The sequence below is a fragment of the Burkholderia sp. LMG 13014 genome, assembly GCF_905232215.1.
Taxonomy (GTDB): Bacteria; Pseudomonadota; Gammaproteobacteria; order Burkholderiales; family Burkholderiaceae; genus Burkholderia.
In genome coordinates this window covers 1-11090 of sequence record NZ_CAJNKE010000170.1, presented here as the reverse complement: position 1 = coordinate 11090, position 11090 = coordinate 1, and the positions used below count along the sequence as shown (strand labels likewise).

Here is an 11090-nt window from a genome sequence, read left to right as displayed (position 1 = left end):
GCCGAGCGTGACCGCGTTGATCGTCGCGTAGTGCTCGACGGCCTCGCGCACGCGCGCCAGGTCGTCCATCAGCGCGTCGCGGTTCCACTCGGGGCCGCCGTCCGCGCGGCGCAGCGAGTCGTACGCCTGCTCCGCCTCATGGACGATGTTCGTCAGGTGCTGGAGGCTGTACGTGCGCGCATTGCCCTTGATCGTGTGCATGTTGCGGAACAGCGCCGCGACGATCGAGTGATCGGCGCGCTCGTGCTGGCGGATCATCCGTTCGTTCTCGCTGAGGAAGCCCTTCGCGCTGTGCACGAAGTCGTGGAACTTGTCCTGGCTGATCGACAAAATCTCGCCGATCATTTCGAGGCGGCGCTGCTGCTCGCCGGCCTGCGCGGTCAGCTCGCGAATCTCGGTCACGTCGCGCACGCACAGCATCAGGCGCACGACCGTGTCGGTCTCGTCAGTGATCGCCGACCAGCTCAGGTCGAGCCACTTCTCGCGGCCATCCGGCATCCGCTTCGCGACTTCGTTCACCAGCAGATGCTCGTTGAACTCGAAGTTCATGCTGTCTTCGCCGAGGCACGCGTGCACGGCCGCGTCGACCTGCGAGCGTGCGTCGGAACCGATGTTCGAGTCGTCGAACACGAGCGCCATCAGGTCGCGGCCCGCGATGTCGTTCGTCTCGAAGATGGTTTCGAGGTACGCGGAATACTCCGCATGCACGACGCCGCCTTCGACGACCGTCAGGATCCCCTGCTGCATGTTCTGCAGCATCGCCTGGATGTCGGCCGTCTTCTGCTTGAGCTGCGCGGCATTCTCCTGGATCTTCTCGATCATCCCGTTGAACGCGACGATCGAATGGCCGATTTCGTCCATCCGGCCCACCGGCACGCGGCGCGTGAAATCCTGGCTCGTCGCGATCTCGCTCATCGCCGTCTGCATCCCGATCAGCGGGCGCGTGATCTGGCGATACAGCAGCAGGCCGAGCGCGGTCAGCAGCACGATCACCGTGCCGGCAACGCCCGCGATCGCGGTCGCCGTCGTCGACAGCATTCCGTTCAGCGCATTGATCGCGTCGTCCTTCTGGCGGTTCTTCTCGACGCGCAGCGTATCGACGATGCTTTCGAGTTCGTCGCGATACTGCGCGACGTTCGCGAACAGGTACGCCTGCGCCATCTCGGGCTTGCCGTCGGCCTTCATCTTCACGGTGTCGTCGATCGCCGCGAAGTAATTCGTGGCGCTCTCCTTCGCCTGCGAGACGAGCCCGACCTGCGCCTGGCCGACCGCCGACTTCGCCTGCACGTCGAGTGCGGCGCGCAGCGCGGCCTGCTTCGCCTTCAGCTCGTCGCGCGCCTGCGCGGCGGTATTCGCGTCGGGTGCGTAGACGAGCGTCATCGTCGCGATCTGGATGTTCTTCACATCGGCAACGAGATCCGCGGACGCGAGCGCGCTCGGCACGATTCCCTGGGTGACCTGACGCACCTCGGACGCGCTCTTGCGCGTCTGGTACACGGCATAAATGCCGATCGCGGACAGCGCGAAAAACGTCAGGACGACTAGCAGCGTAATGCGGTGACGGATGGTCATGAGTACAGCTCCCCGCAGCGATCCGGCTTCGATCGCCGTTTGGTCTATTGAAAGAATGTGAGCGCCGAATTATCGGGGATGGTGTATGACGCTCCGATGACCGGAAATCAATCGTTCATTGATAAAAATGAAATGAACAATTGTGACGAAAGAACCCTAAAGTATTGCCGGAATCTGCCGTTAACCCACTGCCTCAAGGCTTCGGCCGGCACTACGGCGCGGGCGGAAAATCCGGAATACGGATATTTTCTTTTTATTTATTTAATCCGCGGATTAGCCGCCATCGGGCTTTCGTAAAACGTTTGCGCATTATCGGCGAATTCAGTCGAATTCGCGATTTTTTATTGCCGGAGAGTGATTCAACGGACCGATGAAAACGATACCGCCCGCCGCGGGGCCGACGATGCGCTGCGCTGCATCGTCAGCCCCTGGGCGGGCGTGACTGGCTGGCTACCGCTCAGTGGCTGCTGGCGCGAGTCGCCCCCAGCCCCGTTTCCGAACGCACCTGCTGCGCGGCGAACGCGCCCTTCTCCGCCTTCGCGCGCAGGCTCGTGTCGAGTACCGAGAACAGCCACACGCCCACGAAGCCGATCGTCATCGAGAACAACGCGGGCGACGTGTACGGGAACCAAGCCGAACCCTTCGGATAACCGAGCGTCGCCTCCCACACCGACGGCGACACGATGGTCAACCCCACCGACGAGATCAGCCCGAGGAACCCGCCGATGACCGCGCCACGCGTGGTGCAGCCCTTCCACATCATCGACAGGAACAGCACCGGGAAATTGGCCGACGCCGCCACGGCAAACGCCAGCGACACCATGAACGCGACGTTCTGCTTCTCGAACGCGATGCCCAGCAGCACGGCGATCACGCCGAGCACCAGCGTCGTGATACGCGACACCTTCAGCTCGTCCGCACTGTTCGCGTTGCCGTTCTTGAAGACGGTCGCATAGAGGTCGTGCGACACGGCAGAGGCACCCGACAGCGTGAGCCCGGCGACCACCGCCAGAATCGTCGCGAACGCCACGGCCGAGATGAAGCCGTAGAACACGTCGCCGCCCACCGTCTTGGCCACCAGCACCGCAGCCATGTTGGCCGTGCCCGCGCCGCCCTTGATCACGCCCTTGGCCACGTCGGACAGCTCCGGATTGGTCAGCACCAGCGTGATCGCGCCGAAACCGATGATGAAGATCAGCACGTAGAAGTAGCCGATCCAGGTGGTGGCCCAGAACACGGATTTACGCGCTTCCTTCGCATCCGGCACCGTGAAGAAGCGCATCAGGATGTGCGGCAGGCCGGCGGTGCCGAACATCAGCGCCATGCCGAACGAGATGGCCGAGATCGGATCCTTGATGAACCCGCCGGGCGACATCACCGACAGCCCGATCCGCGTCGCGTCGTCCGGCGATTTGCCGGCATTGGCGGCGATCGCGGTCTTGACTTCCACGGCATGGGCGAACAGCGCCTCCGGGCTGAAGCCGTACTGCGCGAGCACCATGATCGCCATGAAGGTCACCCCCGCGAGCAGCATGCACGCCTTGATGATCTGCACCCACGTGGTGGCCGTCATGCCGCCGAACAGCACGTAGACCATCATCAGCGCGCCGACGATGACGACAGCCACCCAGTAGTCGAGACCGAACAGCAGCTTGATGAGCTGCCCCGCGCCGACCATCTGCGCGATCAGGTAGAACGCCACCACCACCAGCGTGCCGACCGCGGCGAAACTGCGGATCGGCCCCTGCTCGAAGCGGTATCCCGCGACGTCGGCGAAGGTGAACTTGCCGAGGTTGCGCAGCCGCTCGGCCATCAGGAACGTGATGACCGGCCAGCCGACCAGAAAGCCGATCGAGTAGATCAGGCCGTCATAACCCGACGTCATCACCGCCGCGGAAATGCCGAGGAAGGACGCCGCCGACATGTAGTCGCCCGAGATCGCCAGGCCGTTCTGGAACCCGGTAATGCCGCCGCCGGCCGTGTAGAAATCCGCCGCGGACCGCGTGCGCGACGCCGCCCACTTGGTAATCCACAACGTCCCTGCCACGAACAGCGCGAACAGAATGATGGCCGTGGTGTTGGTCGCCTGCTTGGCGGTCTGCCCGACATCGCCGCCGCCCGCGACGGCCACGCTGCACGCGCCCGCGGCCAGCAGCGCGACCAGCGTCATCGAAAGAGTCTTCTTCATTGGGCGACGTCCTGCAGGATGTCCTGCGTCAGTTGATCGTATTCGTTGTTTGCGCGACGCACGTAGAGGCCGGTGATGACGACGGTGAACACGATCACCGCCATGCCGACGGGTACACCGACACTTGTCACGCCGGTGCTCACAGGCTTCGCGAGGAATGACTTGTCGAATGCGATCAGTGCGATGTAGCCGTAGTAGACGATCAGCATCAGCACGGTCAGGCAGATACCGAGCGTATTGCGCCGCCGCTTGAGCAGCGCATACTTCGGATGCGCTTCGATTTTTTTCACCAACCCATCATGCATCGCCTGTCTCCTGGTTTGCTTTTTGAATGAGTGTGGCGATTCTGGACGGCGAAGCTGACTGCGTGCTTACTCGATCTTTCGAGGGCGCACTATGGTTTTCCCTAGCGATTCCGGGCGCTGGTGCCGTTGTCGCAAGCGAGATGCCCGCTTCCTGTACGCGACCGCGCGCGGGGCGCGTCGCAACGTCGACGTCGTTTCGGCGCAGCGATGCGGGTTAGTCCGGACGCAATATTTCGATAGTGCTCAATAACCGGATAGTCGAGCGCAGCGTCGATCACGGATCGAGCGCGCCGCCCGACCATCCCGCCGACGGACGCGAACCCGTCAGCTTCAGCGCGACGTCGCCCTGCGCGACCAGACGCTCGCGATTGCGCGTGACGATGCGTCCGGCCTGTGGCGCGACCAGCACGTGCTCGCTGCCGGGCACGCCCGGATGCGCGACGATCCGTGCGATGCGCTCGCCCGCATCGACCGTCGCTCCTAGTTCGCGTTCGTACACGAGCACGCCCGACACCGGTGCGAGCACCGTCTCCATGTGCGCGATCGGCACGGCCTCGCCATGCCAGTCGTGCGCGCCGACAGGCTCCGCAATCACGCCACGGCCGCGCAGGAACGCAAGCACGCCGTCGGCATCGCGCTCGGCGAGTGCATCCGATACGTCGGATTGCCCGCGCAGCTCGACGGTCGCGACGAGCCGTTCGCGCAGGCCGCCGTTGCGCGCCCAGTGCGCGGCGATCGCGCCTTCGAACGCGCCGTCGTCGTCCTCGTCCCACAGAATCGCGACGTCGACGCCGAGCGCGGCCGCGAGATCGCGACTGGCCGGCCACAGATCGCGCTGCAGGTACAGGTACGGCAAAGCGTCGGAATCGGTATGCAGGTCGAGCACGATATCGGCGTCGCACGCGGCGTCGAACAGCGTGCGCTGCCAGGCGGCGAATGTCGTCGCGGGCCGGCGCGCGGCGGCCGATTCATGGAAATGCCGGTTGAAATTGCGGTGCGTCGCATCGTGGAAGCGGCCGAGCAGGCGCCCTTGCCGGAACTGCGCAAGCCCGAGCGGGTTCGCCTGCGGCACCACCGTCACCGTGCCGCACAGCATGCCGCGATCGTGCGCGGCGCACAGCTGCGGGAGCAAGCGGTGCAGCACGAGCATGCCGGCGATCTCGTCCGCATGCACGCCGGCCTGCAGATGCACGCGCGGCCCGTCGCCGCCCGACAGCCGCCACGCGCGGATCGCGAGCGGCTGCCCGTTGTCGCCGGGCACCTGCCATGTCAGCGCCTCGATCATCGTCCGTCCTCCTTCGGGTTCCGCTTGCACATCACGACACTGCGTGCGAATCCACGCCAAGGCTCGCGACGAATGCCGCAATGCGCTCGCATGCGTCGGCCAGCTTCGCATCGTCGACGACGAAGCCGAAGCGCACGAAGCCGGATGCGGTATCGCCGAACGCGCTCGCGTCGAGCAGCGCGACCTGCTTTGCGCGGAACAATCCCCACGTGAATGCGTGCGCGTCGAGCCCGGTGCCGCGCACGTCGACCATCATGAACATTCCGGCTTCCGGCAGCAGGCAACGCAGCCCCGGCACGTCGCGCAGGCGCGCGTAGGCCAGGTCGCGGCGGCGCCGGTACAGCTCGCGCATGTCCGCGACGATCGCGGCCTTGTTGTCGAGCGCGGTGACGGCCGCCTGCTGGATGAAGCCCGGCAGCCCGTACAGCATGCACAGCGCGAGCCGCTCCGCGTGCTCGATCAGTTCGGCCGGGCCGATCGCCCAGCCGACCCGCCAGCCGGGCATCGCATGCGATTTCGACAGGCTGCCGATCGTCACCGTGCGCGCGGCCATCCCCGGCAGCGACGCGATGCTGACCATGTCGCGCTCGAACGTCAGTTCCGCATAGACCTCGTCGGACACGACCCACAGATCGCGCTCGCAGGCGAGCCGCGCGATGCGTTCGAGATCGGCGCGCGGCAGCACGACGCCGGTCGGGTTGCACGGCGTCGCGAAGAAGATCGCCTTCGTGCGCGGCGTCACGGCCGCTTCGAGCGCGTCGAAGTCGAGATGAAAACCGCGCGACGCATCGACCGGCACCGGCACGAGCGTTGCGCCCGACGCCCGTACGCTCGCTTCGTACGTCAGGTACATCGGCTCCGGCACGATCACCTCGTCGCCCGTCTCGCACAGGCACATCGCCATCGCGAACAGCGCATTCTGCGCGCCGGCCGTCACGATCACATGCTCGGCACCGACGGCCTGCCCGGACGCCTTCGCGTGCTCCCGCGCGATCGCCGCGCGCAGCTCCGCACGGCCGCGCACCTCGCTGTAGTGCGTATCGCCGCCGCGCAGCGCGGTCACCGCGCGCTCGACGATCACGTCGGGCGTCGGGAAATCCGGATCGCCCACGCTGAGGATGATCGCCGGTTCGCCAGCCGCAACGGCCGCCTGTGCCGCGTAATGAATGTCCCATGCAGTCGTGCGCTTGCCCTGCAGGCGGTCGACCAGCTTCGAATAGTTCATGCGTTCTCCGTCGCGCGGCGACCGGGCGGCCGCCGCATCTTCAAGGGTTCGTTCACCGCGGCATGCGTACCGGCACACGCCGTTCGAGCCGGCCAAACGCGCGTTCGATCACGAACGCGAGCACGACATAGATCACCGCGATCGCCAGCAGCGGCTCGTAGGTCCGCAGCGTCTGCGCGCGGATGTAGTTCGCGGCGCCGAGCACGTCCATCACCGCGACCGTCGACGCGAGCGCAGTCGATTTCAGCAGCATCACCGTCTCGCCCGCGAGCGTCGGCAGCAGGATCTGGATCGCGCGCGGCAGCCACACGCGCCGCGCGATCATCGACGGGCGCATCCCCATCGCACGCGCCGCCTCGATCTCGCCCTTCGGCACGCCGCGCAGGCCCGCGCGCAGCACCTCGCCGACATACGCGCCGACGCTGATCACCAGCGCGAACGCGACATACCAGAAGCCGTCGCGCAGGAACGGCCACAGCACGCTGTCGCGCAGCGCGGGCCAGCCGGCGAACAGCGAGCCGACGCCGTAGTAGATCAGGTAGATCTGCACGAGCAGCGGCGTGCCGCGTATCACTTCGGTAAAAGCCTTGCTGACGCGCGCGACGACCGGGTTGCCCGACAGCCGCGCGAACGCGACGACGATCGCGAGCGCGAAGCCGAACACGGCCGAGATGACGAGCAGCTTGACGGTGGTCAGCACGCCAAGCAGCAGCAGCGATCCGTAGGAAGACAGTACGCTCAGATCCATGACGTTGATCCGGTTCGGTCGAAAAATGCGTGAGAAACCCCGGCGCGGCTCACGATGCCGGCATCCAGCGGCCGAAACGCCGCTCGATCTCGCGGAACAGCATGCCGGACAGCGACGTGATCGCGAAGTACACGGCCGCGACCATCAGGTAGTAGTGCATGTACTCGCGCGTCGACCCGGCCGCCTGCTTCGCGGTGTAGAGCAGCTCGCTGTACCCGACCACGCTGATGAGCGCGCTGTCTTTCACGAGAATCAGCCACAGGTTCGTGAAGCCGGCCAGCGCATACGGCGCCATCGCCGGCAACGTCACGCGGCGGAACACGAGCGACGGCGGCGCGCCGAATGCGCGCGCAGCCTCGATCTGCCCGTACGGGATCGCGAGAATCGCGCCGCGGATGATCTCGGCCGCATACGCGCCCTGCACGATGCCGAGCACGATCACTGCGGCCGCGAAGCCGTTGACCGCGACCGGTCCGGCACCGATCGCCGTCATCAGCAGATTGATCGCGTCGGTGCCCGCGTAATAAAGCAGCAGGATCAGCAGCAGCTCGGGCACCGCGCGGCACAGCGTCGTGTAGCCCTGCGCGAACCGCTCCAGCACGCGCACGCCGGACAGCTTCGCGGCCGCACCCAGCAGCCCGAGCACGATGCCGACGACGAACGCGCCGAGCGAAATCTCGAGCGTCACGCCCGCGCCCTGCAAGAGCGCGACGCCCCAGCCGTCCGGGTCCATGCCCAGGTAGCTCACCCATCCCCAACCGTCCATGCCGCCTCCTCGTCCGTGCGCGTATCCGTGCGATCAGTGCGGCCAGAGGTCGATCGGGAAATACTTCTTCGCGATCTGTGCGTACTTGCCCGATGCATGCAGCTGCTCGAGCGCCTGGTCCATCTGCTGCTTGAGCGGTGCATCGGCCTTGCGCATCCCCGCGCCGACGCCATAGCCGAAGATCGCCGGGTCCATCTTCACGCTGCCGGGGCCCTTCAGTTCGAATGTGGCACCGTCCTTCGACTTCAGGAAATCGAGGATGCCGAGCTGGTCGAGATACATCGTGTCGATGCGGCCGGCGACGAGGTCGGCGTTGCAGTCGTCCTGCGTGTTGTACAGGCGCACCGTCGCGTTCTTGCCGTAGGCCATCTTGATGAACTCGGCGTTCGCGGTCGAACCCTGCACGCCGATCACCTTGCCCTTCAGGCCGTCCGGCGTCAGCGTGAGCTTCTGGTTCTTCGCGCCGACGAAGGTACCCGGCGTCTCGTAGTACGGCCGCGAGAACGAGATCACCTTCTGGCGCTCCGGCGTGATCGACATCGAGTTGAAGATCACGTCGATCTTGTCGCTGAGCAGCGCCGGGATGATGCCGTCCCACGCGACTTCCTTGATCTCGCACTTCGCCTTCATCTGGTCGCACAGCGCGCGGATCAGGTCGGCCTCGAAGCCGCTCCACTGCCCCGTCGGGCTCTTCATCAGGAACGGCGGATACGGTTCGGCGGCGACGCCGAAGCGCAGCACGCCCGACGACGCGTGCGCGGAACCGAGCGGCGCAAGCACCGCGAGGACGAGACTCAACAGGCACAGCAGACTGCGTGCGACGCGTTTCATGGTCGGACTCCTTGCAGGAAAGATAGGGATCGGGGCGGCCGGCCGTACTGGCACGCGCGGGCCGCACCCGCGGTTCAGTGGCGTTGCCGATGCGCGTTGACGAACTGGCTGCAGCGTTCGCTCTGCGGCGCATCGAAGATCTCGGCCGGTGTGCCGCTCTCCTCGACGCGCCCTTCGTGCAGGAACAGCACCTTGTTCGACACGTCGCGCGCGAACGCCATTTCGTGCGTGACGAGAATCATCGTGCGGCCTTCGCACGCGAGATCGCGAATCACCTTCAGCACTTCGCCGACGCGTTCGGGATCGAGCGCGGAAGTCGGCTCGTCGAACAGCATCACCTTGGGCCGCATGGCCAGCGCGCGCGCAATCGCGACGCGCTGCTGCTGGCCGCCGGACAGGAATGCGGGATAGACGTTGCGCTTGTCGGCAAGGCCGACGCGTTCGAGCAGCTGCTCGGCGCGCGCGATCGCTTCGGCGCGCGGTTCGCGCAGCACATGCACGGGCATCTCGATCACGTTCTCGAGCACCGTGCGGTGCGCCCACAGGTTGAAGCTCTGGAACACCATGCCGAGTCGCGTGCGAATGCGCTCGACCTGGCGCGGATCGGTCGGCACCGTGCGACCCTTGCGGTCGACCTTCAGGCCGATCTCCTCGCCGTCGACCACGATGCGTCCGCGGGTCGGCGTTTCCAGCAGGTTGATGCAGCGAAGCAGCGTGCTCTTGCCCGAGCCGCTCGCGCCGATCAGCGAGATCACTTCGCCTTCGCGCGCGCTCAGCGACACGCCCTTCAACACCTCCAGCTCGCCGAACCGCTTGTGCAGGTCCATCACCTGCACGCGTTCCTCGACGGCCGCCTTCACGCTCTCCACCCGCGCCAACATGCTGTCTCCTGTGTCGAATTCTCACGCCCGTCCCGTGCGGGATCGCGGCGTCTTGTTGAATGGCCGACCAACCTCATGCGGAGTCGAGTATAGGCGCTGTTGAACGGTGGTTCAACAGATTTCAATCATCCGGGAGCAAGGGTTTTCGCGGGTTTCGCGCCGCTTTCGACGGTGTAATTGAACAAGCGTCCGACACTCCCCTATAATCGGTGCCATGACGATTCCGTAAGGTCACTCCGTGAAAAAGACTCCTGGCAGCGCACCGGTTCAGACCCGCGGCCGCGGTATCCGCGAAACGCCCGCGGTGCGGCAGCAATCGATCATCGACGCGACGATGCGCTGCATCGCGCGCTACAGCTATTCGGAAACCACGATCGACCGCATCTGCGCGGAAGCGAAGGTATCGCGCGGGCTGATCAACCATCACTTCCAGTCGAAAGACGAGCTGATGGCGCAGACCTACAAGCGGCTCGCATCCGACCTGCTCGATGTGTCGCGCGCGGCCGCCGCGAACGCGACCGGCCCCGAGGACAAGCTCGACGCGATCATCAAGGTGTGTTTCGCCGCACCGGTGTTCGCGCCGAAGAACGTGAAGGTATGGCTCGGCTTCTGGAGCGTTGCGCACAGCGATCCGGTGATCCGCAAGGCGCACAAGGAGCTGTATGCCGGCTACCGGCAAGCCTTGAAGAAGCTGTTCGACCAGATCGCGGAAGTGCGCGGCGGGACCGTCGACAGCGATCTCGCCGCGTTGACGCTGACGGCCGTGATCGACGGGTTCTGGCTCGAACTCGCGCGCGACCCGACGTCGTTTACCGCGGAAGACGCGCTGACGAGTTGCTTGCGCGTCGTCGATACGTTCCTACCGCCGCCGAAGACGGCCCGCAAGCGCGCGTAGTACGCCGCGCCACGACGGCAGCATCGCGCACGATCGCCGCCGGTAATCCGGCGGCACCCACGACGGCCTCGCATAGCGAGGCCGTTCGTGTTCTCAGCGCGCGCGGATCTCGATCAGGTACGGCGCATCGTGCGCCGCAGCTTCATCGAGTGCGCCAGCCAGCGACCCGCCCTCCTCGATCCGCTGCGCGCCCCATCCATATGCCCGTGCGATCGCGACGAAATCCGGCGTATGCAGATCCACGCCGACCGGCTCGACACCGCCGTCGACCATCGCGCGCTTGATTTCCCCGTATCCGCCATTGTTAAGCAGCACGACGATCACGCGCGCACGATGCTGCACCGCCGTGCCGAGCTCCGCGAGCGTGTACTGGAATCCGCCATCGCCGGCGATG

At 65.7% G+C, this 11090-nt stretch carries 12 protein-coding genes; 2 read left to right on the top strand and 10 right to left on the bottom strand.

The annotated features are described in order from the left end of the window. On the bottom strand, positions 1–1572 hold a 1572-nt coding region (locus tag JYJ84_RS18055; protein WP_205189340.1), incomplete at its 3' end, for an MCP four helix bundle domain-containing protein. Between the two features lie 57 nt (positions 1573–1629). Here JYJ84_RS18055 and JYJ84_RS18050 point away from each other — a divergent pair. Further along, a complete protein-coding gene (locus JYJ84_RS18050; RefSeq protein ID WP_175221582.1) occupies positions 1630–1869 on the top strand; it encodes a hypothetical protein in 240 nt (79 codons plus the stop codon). A gap of 160 nt (positions 1870–2029) precedes the next feature. On the opposite strand, the gene JYJ84_RS18045 is transcribed toward JYJ84_RS18050, so the two are convergent. From JYJ84_RS18045 to JYJ84_RS18010, 8 genes are all read right to left on the bottom strand, one after another. Beyond that, positions 2030–3760, bottom strand: coding sequence for a cation acetate symporter (locus tag JYJ84_RS18045; RefSeq protein ID WP_175221581.1), 1731 nt, complete (start codon positions 3758–3760; stop codon positions 2030–2032). Further along, positions 3757–4065, bottom strand: a complete 309-nt coding sequence (locus tag JYJ84_RS18040; RefSeq protein WP_122949372.1) for a DUF485 domain-containing protein — start codon at positions 4063–4065, stop codon at positions 3757–3759. Before JYJ84_RS18040 ends, JYJ84_RS18045 begins: the two co-directional genes overlap by 4 nt. 274 nt (positions 4066–4339) lie before the next feature. After that, complete coding sequence (locus JYJ84_RS18035) at positions 4340–5350, bottom strand: succinylglutamate desuccinylase/aspartoacylase family protein (protein ID WP_175221580.1); 1011 nt, start codon at positions 5348–5350, stop codon at positions 4340–4342. A gap of 31 nt (positions 5351–5381) precedes the next feature. Further along, entirely contained in the window at positions 5382–6575 is a 1194-nt protein-coding gene (locus tag JYJ84_RS18030) for a pyridoxal phosphate-dependent aminotransferase (RefSeq protein ID WP_175221579.1), read from the bottom strand. A gap of 52 nt (positions 6576–6627) precedes the next feature. Beyond that, positions 6628–7323, bottom strand: a complete 696-nt coding sequence (locus JYJ84_RS18025; RefSeq protein WP_089432493.1) for an ABC transporter permease — start codon at positions 7321–7323, stop codon at positions 6628–6630. Between the two features lie 49 nt (positions 7324–7372). After that, entirely contained in the window at positions 7373–8089 is a 717-nt protein-coding gene (locus tag JYJ84_RS18020; protein ID WP_175221578.1) for an ABC transporter permease, read from the bottom strand. A gap of 33 nt (positions 8090–8122) precedes the next feature. Beyond that, a complete protein-coding gene (locus JYJ84_RS18015; protein WP_175221577.1) occupies positions 8123–8920 on the bottom strand; it encodes a transporter substrate-binding domain-containing protein in 798 nt (265 codons plus the stop codon). A gap of 74 nt (positions 8921–8994) precedes the next feature. Then, positions 8995–9780 carry an ABC transporter ATP-binding protein gene (locus JYJ84_RS18010; protein ID WP_374102111.1) on the bottom strand — a complete coding sequence of 262 codons (786 nt, stop codon included), beginning with the start codon at positions 9778–9780 and terminating at the stop codon, positions 8995–8997. 259 nt (positions 9781–10039) lie between these two features. Here JYJ84_RS18010 and JYJ84_RS18005 point away from each other — a divergent pair, with 259 nt between their 5' ends. Further along, entirely contained in the window at positions 10040–10696 is a 657-nt protein-coding gene (locus JYJ84_RS18005) for a TetR family transcriptional regulator C-terminal domain-containing protein (protein ID WP_226212924.1), read from the top strand. 93 nt (positions 10697–10789) lie between these two features. On the opposite strand, the gene JYJ84_RS18000 is transcribed toward JYJ84_RS18005, so the two are convergent. Beyond that, positions 10790–11090: thiamine pyrophosphate-dependent enzyme (locus JYJ84_RS18000; RefSeq protein WP_240201870.1), on the bottom strand; the 301-nt coding region annotated here is incomplete at its 5' end.

Excerpts from the sequence above, each read along its gene's own strand:
- JYJ84_RS18045 (WP_175221581.1), bottom strand. The coding sequence starts at position 3,760 with ATGAAGAAGACTCTTTCGATGACGCTGGTCGCGCTGCTGGCCGCGGGC.
- JYJ84_RS18040 (WP_122949372.1), bottom strand. The coding sequence starts at position 4,065 with ATGCATGATGGGTTGGTGAAAAAAATCGAAGCGCATCCGAAGTATGCG.
- JYJ84_RS18035 (WP_175221580.1), bottom strand. The coding sequence starts at position 5,350 with ATGATCGAGGCGCTGACATGGCAGGTGCCCGGCGACAACGGGCAGCCG.
- JYJ84_RS18030 (WP_175221579.1), bottom strand. The coding sequence starts at position 6,575 with ATGAACTATTCGAAGCTGGTCGACCGCCTGCAGGGCAAGCGCACGACT.
- JYJ84_RS18025 (WP_089432493.1), bottom strand. The coding sequence starts at position 7,323 with ATGGATCTGAGCGTACTGTCTTCCTACGGATCGCTGCTGCTGCTTGGC.
- JYJ84_RS18020 (WP_175221578.1), bottom strand. The coding sequence starts at position 8,089 with ATGGACGGTTGGGGATGGGTGAGCTACCTGGGCATGGACCCGGACGGC.
- JYJ84_RS18015 (WP_175221577.1), bottom strand. The coding sequence starts at position 8,920 with ATGAAACGCGTCGCACGCAGTCTGCTGTGCCTGTTGAGTCTCGTCCTC.